The 14,243-nt window shown below is 70.8% G+C and carries 15 protein-coding genes and 2 tRNA genes; 14 read left to right on the top strand and 3 right to left on the bottom strand.

Annotated elements, in window-relative coordinates; genetic code table 11:
* Positions 1-33: 33 nt before the first annotated feature.
* From AC6JA9_RS27530 to AC6JA9_RS27495, 8 genes are all read left to right on the top strand, one after another.
* Positions 34-1,911 carry a tetratricopeptide repeat protein gene (locus tag AC6JA9_RS27530; protein WP_497958086.1) on the top strand — a complete coding sequence of 626 codons (1,878 nt, stop codon included), beginning with the start codon at positions 34-36 and terminating at the stop codon, positions 1,909-1,911.
* Between the two features lie 12 nt (positions 1,912-1,923).
* Positions 1,924-2,763 carry an alpha/beta hydrolase gene (locus AC6JA9_RS27525; protein ID WP_223785391.1) on the top strand — a complete coding sequence of 280 codons (840 nt, stop codon included), beginning with the start codon at positions 1,924-1,926 and terminating at the stop codon, positions 2,761-2,763.
* Between the two features lie 55 nt (positions 2,764-2,818).
* A complete protein-coding gene (bacN, locus tag AC6JA9_RS27520; RefSeq protein WP_046714731.1) occupies positions 2,819-3,160 on the top strand; it encodes a bactofilin BacN in 342 nt (113 codons plus the stop codon).
* Positions 3,161-3,215: 55 nt separating this feature from the next.
* Entirely contained in the window at positions 3,216-3,539 is a 324-nt protein-coding gene (locus AC6JA9_RS27515; protein ID WP_002636698.1) for a bactofilin family protein, read from the top strand.
* Positions 3,540-3,542: 3 nt separating this feature from the next.
* Positions 3,543-4,238, top strand: coding sequence for a bactofilin BacP (bacP, locus tag AC6JA9_RS27510; RefSeq protein WP_223751665.1), 696 nt, complete (start codon positions 3,543-3,545; stop codon positions 4,236-4,238).
* Between the two features lie 352 nt (positions 4,239-4,590).
* Positions 4,591-5,490, top strand: coding sequence for a ParB/RepB/Spo0J family partition protein (locus tag AC6JA9_RS27505; RefSeq protein WP_223751664.1), 900 nt, complete (start codon positions 4,591-4,593; stop codon positions 5,488-5,490).
* Positions 5,490-6,056, top strand: a complete 567-nt coding sequence (pyrE, locus tag AC6JA9_RS27500; RefSeq protein ID WP_074955483.1) for an orotate phosphoribosyltransferase — start codon at positions 5,490-5,492, stop codon at positions 6,054-6,056. Before AC6JA9_RS27505 ends, pyrE begins: the two co-directional genes overlap by 1 nt.
* Positions 6,053-6,685: a hypothetical protein gene (locus tag AC6JA9_RS27495; RefSeq protein WP_223751663.1), complete on the top strand. Its 633-nt coding sequence runs from the start codon at positions 6,053-6,055 to the stop codon at positions 6,683-6,685. The genes pyrE and AC6JA9_RS27495 overlap by 4 nt, the downstream gene beginning before the upstream one ends.
* A gap of 16 nt (positions 6,686-6,701) precedes the next feature.
* Here AC6JA9_RS27495 and AC6JA9_RS27490 read toward each other — a convergent pair whose 3' ends face one another.
* From AC6JA9_RS27490 to nadB, 3 genes are read right to left on the bottom strand one after another with little or no spacing between them, the layout of a single operon-like run.
* Positions 6,702-7,295, bottom strand: coding sequence for an LOG family protein (locus AC6JA9_RS27490; protein ID WP_497958085.1), 594 nt, complete (start codon positions 7,293-7,295; stop codon positions 6,702-6,704).
* Between the two features lies 1 nt (position 7,296).
* Positions 7,297-8,022, bottom strand: coding sequence for a rhomboid family intramembrane serine protease (locus AC6JA9_RS27485; RefSeq protein WP_223785388.1), 726 nt, complete (start codon positions 8,020-8,022; stop codon positions 7,297-7,299).
* A 5-nt stretch (positions 8,023-8,027) separates the two neighbouring features.
* Positions 8,028-9,617, bottom strand: coding sequence for an L-aspartate oxidase (nadB, locus tag AC6JA9_RS27480; RefSeq protein WP_223751660.1), 1,590 nt, complete (start codon positions 9,615-9,617; stop codon positions 8,028-8,030).
* Positions 9,618-9,704: 87 nt separating this feature from the next.
* On the opposite strand from nadB, the gene AC6JA9_RS27475 reads away from it, so the two are divergent.
* The 6 genes from AC6JA9_RS27475 (at position 9,705) to AC6JA9_RS27450 (ending at position 14,238) form a co-directional block, all read left to right on the top strand.
* Complete coding sequence (locus AC6JA9_RS27475; protein WP_223751659.1) at positions 9,705-10,394, top strand: lytic transglycosylase domain-containing protein; 690 nt, start codon at positions 9,705-9,707, stop codon at positions 10,392-10,394.
* Positions 10,351-12,216, top strand: a complete 1,866-nt coding sequence (locus AC6JA9_RS27470) for a tetratricopeptide repeat protein (RefSeq protein WP_497958084.1) — start codon at positions 10,351-10,353, stop codon at positions 12,214-12,216. Before AC6JA9_RS27475 ends, AC6JA9_RS27470 begins: the two co-directional genes overlap by 44 nt.
* A gap of 10 nt (positions 12,217-12,226) precedes the next feature.
* Positions 12,227-12,916 (top strand): CDP-diacylglycerol--glycerol-3-phosphate 3-phosphatidyltransferase, encoded by a 690-nt coding sequence (gene pgsA / locus AC6JA9_RS27465; protein WP_141324607.1) that lies wholly within the window; start codon positions 12,227-12,229, stop codon positions 12,914-12,916.
* Positions 12,917-12,994: 78 nt separating this feature from the next.
* A tRNA-Gly gene (locus AC6JA9_RS27460) sits at positions 12,995-13,069 on the top strand.
* A gap of 92 nt (positions 13,070-13,161) precedes the next feature.
* A tRNA-Gly gene (locus tag AC6JA9_RS27455) sits at positions 13,162-13,236 on the top strand.
* Between the two features lie 219 nt (positions 13,237-13,455).
* A complete protein-coding gene (locus AC6JA9_RS27450) occupies positions 13,456-14,238 on the top strand; it encodes an ABC transporter permease (protein WP_408889911.1) in 783 nt (260 codons plus the stop codon).
* Positions 14,239-14,243 lie beyond the last annotated feature (5 nt).

The raw sequence follows: 14,243 nt of genomic DNA, 5'->3' as shown, positions 1-14,243 counted from the left end.
GGCGGCTGGGGCCGCGCTAGACTTCCACCTCGCGTGAGCCCCTCCCGCCTCCTCGTCGCCGTCCTGCTCGTCGCCTTGTCCGGGCCCCAGGCCCTGGCGACGGCGCCCGCGTCGCGGCGTCCCCGCGTCGACCGGGAGGCCATGCGGGAGGCGATGGACGCGGCGGCCACGGACGACGGGGCCTTCTCCTCGTCCGCCAGCTACACCCAGTACCTGCGGGCCCGGTTGCTCCACCACGCCGGAGACCACCGGGGCGCGGTGGATGCGCTGCGGCTGGCGCTGGCCACGGATGACGGCCACCCGCTGCTGCTCACCCGGCTGGCGGAGGAGTACGCCCGGCTGGGAGACCTGGACAAGGCGGAGCGGGAGCTGCGCCGCGCGGTGGAGCGCTCCTCGGCGTACTACCCGGCACATGTGCTCCTGGGCCGCGTGCTGATGGAGTCGGGCCGCTTCACCCGCGCGCGCCTGCACCTGCGCCGCGCCGTGGCCCTCAAGCCGCGCGAGCCCGAGGCGTACCTGGTCCTCGCCCAGCTCTACCTGGAGTCCGGCTCCCCGGCGGAGGCCGTGAAGGTGGTGGAGTCCCTGTCCCGCGCGCTGCCGGGAGAGGCCTCCGGTTACCGGCGGCTGGGGCTGGCCCTGGCCGAGCGCGGCGACACGGCCCGCGCCGAGCGGCTGCTCGCCGAGGCGGCCACGAGGGACCCCGGGGACGTGGAGGTGCTGGGCACGCTGGCGAAGCTGTACGAGGAGACGGGGCGTCCAGGCAAGGCCGAGGAGACGCTGGCGAAGGCGCTGGAGCGCGAGCCGGACAGTCAGGAGGTGCTCCTGGCCGCGGGACGCTCGGCGCTCAAGGCGGGCTCTCCGGTGCGGGCGCGGGCGTACTTCGACCGGCTCCTGTCGCTGTCGGGTGAGCCGGAGACGGCGGTGCGGGTGGCCTTCAGCTACCTGTCCGAGCGCGAGCCGGACGCCGCCGTGCAGGTGCTGGAGGCCGCTCGGAGCGCCAGCGATGGCGAGCCCCGGCTGGCCTACTACGTGGGCCTGGTGCACGAGCGCCTGCGGCGCTTCCCCGAGGCGGCCAAGGCATTCGCCTCCGTGCCGGAGGGCTCGGACATCTACCCCGACGCGCGGGTGCGCCTGGCGAAGTGCCTGTCGCTGTCGGGCCAGCACCCGCGTGCCCTGGCGCTCCTGCGGGCCGCGCTCCAGGACTCGCCCGATGACCTGGAGGTCCGCGCGCAGTACGCCCGGGCGCTGGAGCGGGGCGGCACGCCCGCGCGCGCCGAGTCCGTGCTGAAGGAAGGGCTGTCCCGGCAGCAGTCCGCGGCGCTCTACGACGCGCTGGCCGCCACGCTGCAGCGGCAGGGAAGGGGGGCGGAGGCGCTGGTGCTGCTGCGCGAGGCCCTGGCTCGGATGCCGAAGGACCCGGCCCTCCAGTACGTGATGGGCGCGGCCTTCGAGCGGCAGGGGGACATGGCGGGCGCGCAGGCGCGCATGCGCGCGGTGCTGGAGGTGGAGCCGGACCACGCGCCCGCGCTCAACTTCCTGGGCTACCTGCTGGCGCAGAGCGGACGTCACCTGGACGAGGCCGAGCGGCTGGTGCTGCGCGCGCTGGAGCTGCGCCCCGACAACGGCGCGTTCCTGGACTCGCTGGGGTGGGTCTACTTCCGCCGCGGGGACTACCCTCGCGCGGTGGAGGTGCTGGAGCGGGCCTCCACGCTGGCGCCGGACGAGCCCGTCATCCTCGAGCACCTGGGGGACGCCTATCAGCGCGCCGCCCGGGGACCGGAGGCGGCGGGGGCGTGGCGCCGGGCGCTGGAGGTGTTGTCGCTGGACCCCGAGTCCGCCGAGCCCCCGGGCCAGCGCGAGGCCCTGGAGCGCAAGCTCAAGGCGCTATCCACGGGTGCGGCGGGCCGCTAAGTTGCTGGGCCTATGGCTCGCCATGACGAGGGCTACTTCACCGGCCGGGACGGGACGCGGCTCTTCTGGAAGACGCACCTGCCGGACGCGGAGCCGCGAGCGCACGTCGCGGTGGTGCACGGCTACGGAGACCACTTCGGCCGCTACCAGTACGTGACGGACGCGCTGGTGGCGGACGGCTTCGCGGTGCACGGCTTCGACTACCGCGGCCACGGGCGCGCGGAGGGACGCCGCGCCTACGCGGAGAAGTGGCCGCACTACGTGGACGACCTGGAGGTGTTCTGGGAGCGCGTGCGCGCGGCGGCCGGCGGCGCGAAGACGTTCGCCCTGGCCCACAGCCACGGCGGGCTGATGGCCGCGCACTGGGTGGGCGCCCGCAAGGTGGAGGGCCTCTCCGGGCTGGTGCTGTCGGGCCCGTACTTCAAGCTGGCGATCACCCCGCCCGCCGTGAAGGTGATGGCCGCGAAGGCGGCGGGAGCGCTGGTGCCCTGGCTGGGCATCGCCTCCGGGCTCAAGGTGGAGGACCTGACCCGGGACACGGAGGTCCAGCGCGCCACCCGGGAGGATCCGCTCTACCTGTCCATCGCCACGCCGCGCTGGTTCATCGAATCCACCAAGGCGCAGGCGGAGGCGATGTTGCTCGCCCCGAAGATTCAAGTCCCGCTGTTCGTGCTGTGCGGCGCGGAGGACGGGGTGGCGGCGCCCGCGGCGGCGCGGGTGTTCTTCGAGACGGCGGGCTCGGCGGACAAGAAGTTCAAGGAGTACCCCGGCATGAAGCACGAGCCGCTCAACGAGGTGGGGCGCGCCGAGGTGTTCCGGGATATCTCCGGCTGGATCTCCGCGCATCTCTGACATAATCAAGGCGCTCGGCTCCTCGGGAGGAGCGGGCTCTGGGTGAGGTCACCGCATGGCAACGGGTGAAACGGGCATCATCGGCAAGGGCATCGTCATCAAGGGGAACCTCACGGGTGGTGGGGACCTTGTCATCGAGGGGCGGGTGGAGGGGCAGATTGCCCTGAAGAACCACCTCACCATCGAGAGCACCGGGAAGGTGCAGGCGGACATCCGGGCCGAGGAGTTGACCATCAACGGCGAGGCGAGCGGCAACATCGACGCCTCGACCCGCGTGGCCATCAACGCCTCGGCGAAGGTGGCTGGCGACATCAAGGCGCCGCGCGTCGTCATCGAGGATGGCGCCGTGTTCAACGGCTCCATCGAGATGGACGTCCGGCTGCCGGACGACATCTGAAGCTCACGCCGCGGGCGGACGCGGCACACACCTTTCGAGAGGGCGGACAACACTCATGGCGAATACGGTCATTGGTTCGAGCATCGTCATCGACGGAGAGATTTCCGGAGACGAGGACCTGGTCATCCAGGGCACCGTGAAGGGGAAGATCTCCCTCAAGGAGAGCCTCTACGTGGAGGGCAGCGGCGTCGTCGAGGCGGACATCGAGACGCAGAACGTGGAGATCGCCGGCCGGGTGACGGGCAACATCGTCGCCAGCGACAAGGTCGAGCTGAAGACGGACTGCCGCGTGGTGGGCGACATCAAGGCGCCGCGCATCCTCATCGCCGATGGTGCCTCCTTCAAGGGCAACGTCGACATGGACATGAAGGAGCGCTGATTCGTGGCCACCCCGAAGGAGTTGAGCGGTAGCACCGCCGTCAACAACACCGTGGTGGGGCCTTCCATCCTCATCAGCGGCCGGTTGACGGGCGACGAGGACCTCACCGTCCGGGGCCGCGTGGAGGGAGAGCTGACGCTCAGCCGCACCCTCATCGTGGAGCCTTCGGGTGTGGTGAAGGCGAACGTGGCGGTGAAGAACGCCATCGTCAGCGGCGTGGTGGTGGGCAACATCAACGCCACGGAGAGCGTGGAGCTGACCCGCGAGGGCCGCATGGTGGGCGACATCCACGCCCCGCGCGTCATCATCGTGGACGGCGCCAGCTTCCGCGGCCGCGTGGACATGGGTGACGTGGAGCCCGGCCGCCTGCCTTCGGAGCGCCCCGTGGTGGCCCGTCCCACGGCCGTGACGCGGCCGACGACGGCGACCCCCGTGCGCACCACGACGACGCCCGCCCGCCCGCCGACGCCTCCCGCGCGTCCGCCGGCGCCCCCGGCCCGTCCCACGACGCCCGCCGCGGCGCCCACGACGGTGGCCCGCCCCTCGAGCAAGCCTCTGCCGCCGCCTCCGCCCCCCCGGGCCGAGACGCGTCCGACGCCGCCGCCCGTGGAGCAGACGACTTCTGCCGAGCCGCCAACGCCCTTCTCGGTGGGTGCTGGCGCCAAGAAGAAGGTCGTGGTGAAGAAGAAGACCCGCTAGAGCACACAGCCCGCGCCGCCGGAGTCGGTGGCGCGGGAGTGGGCAGACCAGGGGTGCCACCATGGACGCCGAGCACAGGGTTGACGGAGAGGAAGGGATGCCGGGTTCTCCGGAGGGTGGCTCGTCGTCCGCGCCCGAGGCGATGTCGGCGCGGGGCGATGGCGCAAGCCAGGACGGCGCGCCGTCAGAGTCGTCGCGTATAGAGGGAGCCGTCGGGGAGTCCGCCCCGGTCGATTCCCCCGCGCCCGAAGCGGGTGCGTCGGCGCCGGAAGGCGGTTCACCGGAGTCCCAGGCAATCGCCGCCGAAGGCGCGCCCAGCACGGGCGAGCCCGAGCGGAGCATGGAGTCGTCGGTGGGTTCGTCGGAAGAGTCCCAGGAGAAGTCCCCGTCGGAGGCCTCGAGCAGCGAGTCCGCGGCGTCGTCGGAGCCCGCGACCTCCGAGGGCGCTCCCCGCCAGGAGTCCGCGGAGGCGTCGTCCACCGATGGGGCGCCCGGCCAGGAGTCCGCGGCGTCGTCCTTCACCGGAGCGCCAGGCGAGGAGTCCGAGGCAGCGTCCTCTGAGGGGGCCCCGGGCGGGGCCGAGGCGTCCGGAGCGGAGGAGGACGAGGAGTCCGAGCTGCTCGCCGCGCCCGAGGAGCGCCTCGCGGGGCGGGTGGTGACGGTGTTGATGCCGCTGGAGCGCCTGGAGGACGAGTCGGCGTACCGGCTGCGGCCCGAGGGGGACGTGTCCGGGCTGGCCACGGACATCGCGCGGCTGGGGCAGCTGTTCCCGGTGGACGTGCGTCCCCGGGGCAACGACCGCTACCAGCTGGTGTGCGGGTTCCGTCGCGTGGCGGCGCTGCGCTTTCTCAAGCGCGACGCGGTGCAGGCGCGCGTGCACACCGACCTGTCGGACGAGGACGCGCTCCTCATGTCGCTGGCGGAGGCCATCCACGCCACGCCGGTGGAGCCGGAGGTCCTCGAGGCCAAGCGCGACCAGCTGGAGTCCGAGGGGCGGTTGAGCGCGGCCGTGGCGGACATGCTCGCCAAGGCGCTCGCCACGGACGAGTCGCTGGCGCCCGAAGGGGTCGAGGAGGAGATCGACGCCGACGAGCTGGCCTCGGACGTGTCGCAGCGGCTGGGCGCCATCAACCAGGACCTCTCGCTGCTGGCGGACGTGTTCGCGTCGCTGGACGAGTCACGCCGGGCGGAGCTGTTGATGCAGTTGCGGTACTCGTCGGAGCTGGTGGCGTACCTGGAGGGCCTGTCGTGATGGTGGATGCTCTCGCCCGAGACCGGGCCCGGCTGCTGGAGCTGCTCACGCAGCGCTCCTTCGAGCGTCGCCGCGTCGTGCTCTCGTCCGGCAAGGAGTCGGACTTCTACATCGACTGCAAGCGCACGGCGCTGCTGGCCGAGGGGCACTTCCTCATCGGTCGGCTGTTCCTGGACGCCATCCGCCGCGAGGCCCCGGAGGCGGTGGGCGTGGGCGGGCTGACGCTCGGCGCGGATCCGCTCGCCTCGGCGGTGAGCCTCACCGGCTACCTCTCCAGCTACCCGCTGTCCGCGTTCATCGTCCGCAAGGAGCCCAAGGGCCACGGCACCGGCCAGTGGATCGAAGGCCTGAGCGGGCTGGGCACGGGCGCGAAGGTGGCCATCGTCGAGGACGTGGTGACGACGGGTGGCTCCACGCTGAAGGCCATCGAGCGGGCCCAGGCCGAGGGGCTCACGGTGCTCGGGGCGTTCGCCCTGGTCGACCGGTTGGAGGGAGGGCGCGAGGCGGTGGAGGCCGCGGGCCACCGACTCACCACGCTGTTCACCCGCAAGGACTTCATCCCTTGAAGAAGCTGCTCGCGACGGGAGCGCTGCTGGGAGCGCTGGTCGGCTGTTCCTCCCTGCCTCCCATCGCCGTGGGCGAGCAGGCCCCCACGCTGAAGGACGAGAACGCGGAGTCGCGTTACCGGGCGTTGCTCGCGAAGTACACGGGCCACCAGGAGATCTACGACGGCTTCGACACGCGCCTGTTCGCGGGGGCGACGCTGCAGACGTGGACCTTCCGCGAGGCGCGCGTGAAGCGGCAGGCGGCCTTCCAGGTGCTGCCCGAGGCGAAGGTGGCGGAGCTGCTCGCCGAGGAGCGCGCCGAGTCGTCCCAGGTGCACGAGTTCTTCCTGGGCGTGCACGTCAATGACTACCGCTACCTCGACTTCGACTTCCGTCGCTCCATCTGGCGCCTGGCGCTGGTGACGCCCGCGGGTGAGGTGACGCCCGTGCGCATCCGCCGCCTGGGCCGCGCCGATTTGGAGATGCGCGCCTACTACCCGTACACCAACGTCTTCTGGGTGGGGTACGAGGTGCAGTTCCCCACGGTGATGGCCAGCGGTCAGCCGGTGATTCCGCCGGGCACCGAGCACGTCACCTTCCGACTGGCCTCGTCGCTGGGGCAGGCGGAGATGAAGGTCTCCGCGCAGTAGCAGGACAGCTCGCGCCTCAGGTCTGCTCGGGGCGCTTGAGCCACTTCTCGGTGACGGTGAGCGTGGGGCCGGCCTGCAGCCGCTCCAGCAGCCCGGCCGGTGAGGCCTCCACCGCGAAGGGCAGGGCCTGGGATTCGGGGACGAAGCCCTCGGTGGCCAGGTGCCTGGACAGCGCCACCAGCGGCTGGAAGAAGCCGCGCGTGTCGAGCAGGCCCATGGGCTTCTGGTGCAGGCCCAGCTGCGCCCACGTCACGATTTCGAAGAGCTCGTCCAGGGTGCCGAAGCCGCCGGGCAGGGCGACGAAGGCGTCCGCGCGCGTGGCCATCAGGGCCTTGCGCTCGTGCATGGAGTCCACGCGGATGAGCTCGGTGAGGCCCAGGTGGGCAATCTCCCGCGCGCCCATGAAGTGGGGCAGCACGCCCACCACCTGGCCGCCCGCGGCGAGCGTGGCGGCGGCGACGGTGCCCATGAGGCCCACGCTCGCGCCGCCGTAGACGAGCGTCATCCCCCGGCGGCCCAGCTCCGTGCCCAGCTCGCGCGCGGCCTCAGTGTACTCGGGGTGGGTGCCCGGCCTGGAGCCGCAGAAGACGCAGATGCTGCGCACGGACATGTCAGAAGGCTCCGCGCCGCTCGGGGTGCGCCGCGTAGAGCGCCACCAGGGCCGAGAGGAACAGGATGATGGGCAGCGCGAGCGCGTACACCTGCCGGCCCTGCCGGAGGGCGATGCCGCACGGCAGGCCGAAGAGGAAGCCGCCCAGGTGGCCCGACCAGCTCACGAAGGGCAACAGGCTGAGCACCGCCACCTGCACCAGCCAGATGCCCAGCTCCCGGCGCCCCTGCCGCGTGGCGATGGGCAGCATGGCGCCCGCCCAGCCCAGAATCATCCCGGACGCGCCCACCATGGGCGTGTTGAAGTTGAACAGCAGCGAGAACACGGACGAGCCCAGTGCCGTGACGAGCGACAGGCCGAGGAAGCGCAGCGAGCCGATGCCGCGCTCCAGCGTGAAGCCCAGCGTCACGACGACGGACATGTTGAAGACGAGGTGGAGGATGCCGCCGTGCTCCAGCGCGCACGCGAGCAGCCGCCAGTACTGGCCCTCCTGCACCGCGGGGCCGTACAGCGCGCCCAGCGGGAGCTGCCGCGCGGTGAAGGACGGCAGCTGTCCGGCTTCCTCCAGGAGGAAGACCGCCACGCACAGCCCGATGATGGCGTAGCAGACCCACGGGCGCGGCTGCGGGGCCTGGGGCGGGGGAGGCGTGCCGAACGGATGGCCTCCGCCGCGAGGCTCAGTCCCGCCACCTGGCGCGTCGAGGATGTGTCGCGGTCCGGAGGACATGTCCCTCACAGCTCCCGGGAAAGGGTGGTGTCTCGCAGCCAGTGGTGGTCATCGGGATGCGGATAGTCGAGGGTGAAGTGCAGTCCCCGACTCTCCTTGCGACGGCTGGCGCAGTCGACGATGAGCAGGGCCACATCGGCGATGTTGCGCAGCTCGATGACGTCCCGGGTCACCTCGAAGCGCCAGTAGTAATCACGAATCTCCTCGCGCAACAGCTCCAGCCGGCGTCGCGCGCGCATCAGCCGCTTGTCCGTCCGGACGATGCCCACGTAGTTCCACATGAGCCGGCGGATCTCATCCCAGTTGTGGCTGACGACGACGCTCTCGTCGGACTCCACCGCGCTGCCCGGATCCCACTCCGGCGGGTCCTCGCGCGGGGTGGGCAGCGACGCCAGCTCCTCCGCCGCGACCATCACGGCGCGCTGACCGAACACGAGCCCCTCCAGCAGCGAGTTGGACGCGAGCCGGTTGGCGCCGTGCAGTCCCGTGCAGGACACCTCACCGATGGCGTACAGGCCCGGCACCGACGTGCGCCCGTGCAGGTCCGTCACCACGCCGCCGCACTGGTAGTGGGCCGCGGGGACGACGGGGATGGGCTGCACGGCCATGTCGATGTTGAACGCCTTGCAGGTGGCGTAGATGTTGGGGAAGCGCTCGGTGAGGAACGCCCGGCCCATGTGCGTCATGTCCAGGTAGACGCACTCGTCGCCGGTGCGCTTCATCTCCGCGTCGATGGCGCGCGCCACCACGTCGCGCGGGGCGAGCGCGCCCAGCGGGTGGTAGCGCTCCATGAACGTCTGCCCGCCCTTGAGTCGTAGCTTGCCGCCCTCGCCGCGCAGGGCCTCGCTGATGAGGAAGCTCTTGGCCTCCGGGTGGAAGAGGCAGGTGGGGTGGAACTGGTAGAACTCCATGTTGGCCACCTGCGCGCCCGCGCGGTACGCCATGGCGACGCCGTCCCCCGTGGCCACGTCCGGGTTGGACGTGTACAGGTACACCTTGCCCGCGCCGCCGGTGGCCAGCACCGTCACCTTCGCGAGGAACCGCTCGATGCCGCCGTTCTCCAGGAGCGCGTACGCGCCCAGACAGCGGCTGCCGCCGGGCCTGGGCTGGCGCCGGTCCAGGATGAGGTCGATGGCGGCCGTGTTGGCGAAGAAGGTGATGTTGGGCGTCTCGTCGCACCTGGCGAGCAGCGCGCGCTGCACCTCGCGCCCGGTGATGTCACCCGAGTGGATGATGCGCCGCGCGGAGTGGCCGCCCTCGCGCGTCAGGTCGAACTCGCCGGAGGTCTGCCGGTTGAACTCCGCGCCCAGCGTGACGAGCTCCCGCACGCGCTCGGGGCCCTCGCGCACGGTGACCTCCACCGCGTCCCGGTGGCACAGGCCCGCGCCCGCGACGAGGGTGTCCTCGATGTGGGCGTCGAAGGAGTCGGTGGGGGCCAGCACGCTGGCGATGCCACCCTGGGCGTAGGCCGTGTTGCTCTCGCCTCGCTCGCGCTTGGTCAGCACCGCCACGGTGCCATGCCGGGCCGCCTGGAGGGCGAAGGAGAGGCCCGCCACGCCGCCTCCCAGGACGAGAAAGTCGAACCGATGGGGCATGGCCAACAGCCTTAACGACTGTAAGTGCTGGAAACAAGGCGTTTTCTTGAGGACTTTCCGGCGTGTGTCTAAGGTTCGAGGGCCGATATGCGAGCCATTCCCGCGCTCATGCTCTGTGCCGTGCTGGGCCTCCCGTCCTGGGCGGGCGCGTCCGAGTCCATCTACCGGTACGTGGAGAAGGACGGGACCATCGTCTACACGAACGTGCCGCCGACGGGCTCCAAGGGCGCGAAGAAGATGAAGGGGGCGTTCACCCAGGCGCCGGCGAAGAGCCGGCCGGTGGTGGGGCGCTCCCGCACGCCGCCGGACCTGGACCCGCACATCGCGGCGGCGGCGGTGCGCTACCGCATCCCGACGGCGCTCGTGCGCGCCATCATGCACGCGGAGAGCAACTTCAATAAGAACGCGCTGAGCCACAAGGGCGCGAGCGGACTGATGCAGTTGATGCCGGCCACGGCGTCGGACATGTACGTGAAGGACATCTTCGACGAGCGCGACAACATCGAGGGCGGGGTGCGCTATCTGCGCGTGCTCGCCAACATGTTCGACGGCGACATGGTGAAGATGATTGCCGCGTACAACGCGGGCCCGGACGCGGTGAAGCGCTACGGCGGCAAGGTGCCCCCGTACGAAGAGACGCAGGGGTACGTGCGCAAGGTGCTCCAGCTCTACTACCACTACAAGGAGCGCGAGCGACCCGCCGAGAGCGGACCCCGCGAGCTCACATCCCAGAATGACGACGCGCGTGAAGGGGCGGCCGGAGACGAGCCCCGCTGACGACGAGTTCCTCCAACAGCTCCAGCGTGGTGGAGAGCTGCTGGCGGCCAACAAGGTCATCGAGGCCAGGAGCTTCCTGGAGCGTGCCCACCAGCTCCAGCCTCGCAACGAGAAGGCGCAGAACCTGCTCGGGCTGTGCTTCTTCAAGCTCGGCATGTTCGACAGGGCGGCCGAGCTCTACGAGATGCTCGTGCGCGACAACCCGGTGGACCCGACGCTGCGGGTCAACCTGGGCCTGGTGTACCTGAAGACGAACGCGCTGCAGCGCGCGGTGCGCGAGTTCGAGACGGCCACGGACCTGTCGCCCGAGCACCAGAAGGCGCAGAACTACCTGGGCCTGGCGCTCGCGCAGATGGGCGAGTACGGCCGCGCGCGTGAGCACTTCCTGCTCGCGGGCAGCGACGCGATGGCGGAGAAGATGTCCCGCGCCATCGCCGGGGAGAACTTCGCCCGCGCCACGCCCGCGCCCGTGCCGCCGCCCGCGGCGCGGGTGGAGAGTCCTGCCCCCGTGCGGGCTGGGCCCCCGGAGCCCGAGGAAGAGGAGATCCGCTTCGCCGAGGACGAGGGGCCGAGCGCGCTCGGTGGTGGTGAGTCGGAGTCCTCCGCGTCGCAGTCCCGCGAGGATGCGGGGAGTCCGTTCACGACCGCTGGCCCTGTCGGCACGTCGGGGGGGGCTCTCTCCGCGTCGGGGGCGTCCGGAGCGACTGGCGCGCCGGGAACCTCGGTGGCCGGGGGCGCGCTCTCCTCCTCGGGGGCGTCCGGAGCGGGTGGCGCCTCGGGAGCGTTCGCAGCGGGTGGCCCACCGGGGAGTTCAGGCCCGTCCGGGGTCGGTAGCTCGCTGGGAGCGTCCTCGGCGGGTGGTGTGCCGGGTGCGACGGGCGCGGTCGGTTCTTTGGGCGCGTCCGCCTCGGTCGGAGCCGTCACCGCTTCGGGCGCGTCGAACGTGGCGAGCCAGGGTGCCGCGGTGGGTTCGCCGCCCATCCACGGGGCGGCGGCCTCGGCGGGCGCGTCCCTCCAGACGGGCTCGAGCACGTCCCCCGCGTCGGGTTCCTCCGCCACGGCGGGCACGGGCCCCACCTCGGACGAGACCTCCGCCGCGACCTCCTCGGTGCCGCTGTCCCGGCTGCAGCTCACCAAGGTCGCCGCGCGGCCCGCTCCGACGCGTGAGGCGACCTCCTCCGCGCCGCTCCTGTCGGTGCTGGCGCCCTCGCTGGCCCTCGAATCGGAGCGGGGGAGTGGTCCCTTCGCCCTCGGCGAGGGCCGCTTCCGCATCGCCGTGGAGACGGAGCTGCTCACCCGGCTGGACGGCCTGGTGGCGCTCGAGGGGCAGCTCGCGTTCCAGCCAGAGATGAAGCGCTTCCGGGGCCGGGCGACGGACAAGCCCTTCGGTGAGGGCGCCTCGCGCATGGTGCGCGCCCGGGGCCGGGGCGTGCTCCACCTGGAGCCCTCCGAGCGCCGCACGTTCCTGGCGGTGGACCTGGGCGAGGACTCCGCCTACTTCCGGGACGAGAACGTCTTCGCCTTCGAGGAGCCGGTGATGTTCGAGAATGGCCGGGTGCCCTCCGACATCGCGCCGGACCTGGACCTGGTCCACCTGCGCGGTCAGGGGCAGGTGCTGCTGAGCCTGCCCGGGCCGCTGCGCTCGGTGGCGGTGCGCCTGGAGGCGCCGGTGACGGTGCCGCTGACACACCTGGTCGGGTGGCAGGGCAACCTGACGCCTCGCGTGGTGCCGCTGCTCAAGTCCGCCTCCGGCGAGTCGCTGCGCACGGCGGTGGAGCTGGGGGGCGAAGGTTTTGCCCTCATCGCGCTTGGGGTCCGCTAGAAGGCGCGCCATGGCCACCGACCGAGCGATTCGCAAACAGCGCAAGCGGGAGGAGCGGGCGCGCCGGCGCGCCGAGCGCAAGCCGAGCGTGCTGGTGCAGGAGTTCTGGAACCTGCCCAACATGCTGACGCTGGGGCGCATCTTCCTCATCCCCCCGTTCGTCTGGCTCATGTACGACGGGGACCCGCTCAGCTCCCTGTTCGCGGGGCTCGTCTTCGCCGTCGCCGCCATCACCGACGTCATCGACGGCTACCTGGCGCGCAAGTGGAACCTCATCACCGTGGTCGGCAAGTTCATGGACCCCCTGGCCGACAAGCTCATCGCCATGGCGGCCCTGGTGATGATGGTGCGGCTCGGACGCATCGCGGCGTGGGTCGTCATCGTCCTGCTCGCCCGCGAGCTCATCGTCAGCGGCCTGCGCACCATCGCCGCCAGCGAGGGCATGGTCATCGCCGCCGGCCAGGAGGGGAAGTGGAAGACCTCCCTCCAGCTCGTGGGCATCATCTCCCTGTGCGTCCACTACGTGCACCCGCTGACGCTCGGCTCGTTCAGCACGCCCGTGGACTACAACCTCGTGGGCAAGGTGCTCGTCTACCTGTCCGGCGCGTTCTCCGTCTGGAGCGCGGTCGTCTACTTCCGGGCCTTCCTCGCCATGCTCGCGAAGCGGGGAGACGAGGCGCCGATCGCGAAAAGTGTTTGACGCCGTTGGGAGGCCTCTGTATACCCCACCTCACTTCGGGCGCGGCGCTGACGCGACGCGGCTGAAGCGGTGCCTGATGCGGGAATAGCTCAGCGGTAGAGCATCGCCTTGCCAAGGCGAGGGTCGAGGGTTCAAATCCCTTTTCCCGCTCCAAAAGAAGGCCCCTTGGGAAACCAGGGGGCCTTTTGTTTTCACCTGAGAAGGTGCGGGCGCCGGAAGGTTGAGACGTCGTCGCGGTACGTGATGCGGGAATAGCTCAGCGGTAGAGCATCGCCTTGCCAAGGCGAGGGTCGAGGGTTCAAATCCCTTTTCCCGCTCCAGAACGAAGGCTCCCAGGGAAACCCGGGAGCCTTTTTGTTTTCTCACGCAATGACTCGCATCGCATGCGTGGCGGCCCCGCGGGGTGGGACGGCCAAGCGTGCGTCAGGGCCGGCTGGACGGAGGGGAGACGACCCTTCGCGAGAGGGCACGAGGGAATCGTGCGGGGTGTATGGCTTGCCTCGCACGCACTCGGGCCCTGCTATATGAAGGGCCCCCTCATGATTCGCCTCGTCCGAGAACTGTACCAATACCGAGGCCTGCTCCTCAGCCTCGTCCAGCGTGAGCTCAAGGCCCGCTACCGCGGCTCGTTCCTGGGCTTCCTCTGGACGTTCCTGAATCCCACGCTGCACATGTTGGTGTACGCGCTGCTCTTCACCATGGTGATGCGGCAGAACATCCCCAACTACCCGTACTTCATGTTCGTGGGGCTGCTGCCGTGGATCTGGTTCACCTCGTCGCTGACGGCGGGCGCCAGCGCCATCAGTGACCGGCGCGACCTGATGACGAAGGTGCGCTTCCCGGCCCAGGTGCTGCCGACCACGGTGGTGATGACGAACCTGAGCAACTACGTGCTGTCGCTCCCGCTGATGCTGACCCTGGGGCTCATCTACGGGCAGTACCCCACCTGGCACGTCATCGCGTTCCCGCTGGTGGTGCTCATCCAGCTCGTCTTCACGCTGGCGCTCACGTACATCGTCGCGGCCATCAACGTGTCGTTCCGGGACCTGCAGCACATCGTCGGCAACGTGCTGACCATGTGGTTCTTCCTCACGCCGGTGCTGTACCAGGCGAGCACCATCCACGACGAGGGCCTGCGCACGACCATCCTGATGGCCAACCCCATGGCCAGTTTGATGCTGTCGTACCAGGCCATCTTCTACGAGCACCGCCTGCCGGACGCGGGCCCGCTGGCCGCGCTGGCCGTCGTGTCGGTGGTGCTGCTGTGGGGCGCGTCCGTCCTCTTCGAATCCCGCCGCGAGGACTTCGCGGAATCCATCTGAGCCGT

This window comes from Myxococcus sp. MH1, assembly GCF_059738865.1.
Note: the sequence above shows the minus strand (reverse complement) of the source record. Positions and strands in the feature narration are given on the sequence as shown.

Coding starts and splice junctions, on each gene's coding strand:
- AC6JA9_RS27525 (WP_223785391.1), top strand. CDS start 1,924: ATGGCTCGCCATGACGAGGGCTACTTCACCGGCCGGGACGGGACGCGG.
- bacN (WP_046714731.1), top strand. CDS start 2,819: ATGGCAACGGGTGAAACGGGCATCATCGGCAAGGGCATCGTCATCAAG.
- AC6JA9_RS27515 (WP_002636698.1), top strand. CDS start 3,216: ATGGCGAATACGGTCATTGGTTCGAGCATCGTCATCGACGGAGAGATT.
- pyrE (WP_074955483.1), top strand. CDS start 5,490: ATGGTGGATGCTCTCGCCCGAGACCGGGCCCGGCTGCTGGAGCTGCTC.
- AC6JA9_RS27490 (WP_497958085.1), bottom strand. CDS start 7,295: ATGTCCGTGCGCAGCATCTGCGTCTTCTGCGGCTCCAGGCCGGGCACC.
- AC6JA9_RS27485 (WP_223785388.1), bottom strand. CDS start 8,022: ATGTCCTCCGGACCGCGACACATCCTCGACGCGCCAGGTGGCGGGACT.
- nadB (WP_223751660.1), bottom strand. CDS start 9,617: ATGCCCCATCGGTTCGACTTTCTCGTCCTGGGAGGCGGCGTGGCGGGC.
- AC6JA9_RS27475 (WP_223751659.1), top strand. CDS start 9,705: ATGCGAGCCATTCCCGCGCTCATGCTCTGTGCCGTGCTGGGCCTCCCG.
- AC6JA9_RS27470 (WP_497958084.1), top strand. CDS start 10,351: ATGACGACGCGCGTGAAGGGGCGGCCGGAGACGAGCCCCGCTGACGAC.
- pgsA (WP_141324607.1), top strand. CDS start 12,227: ATGGCCACCGACCGAGCGATTCGCAAACAGCGCAAGCGGGAGGAGCGG.
- AC6JA9_RS27450 (WP_408889911.1), top strand. CDS start 13,456: ATGATTCGCCTCGTCCGAGAACTGTACCAATACCGAGGCCTGCTCCTC.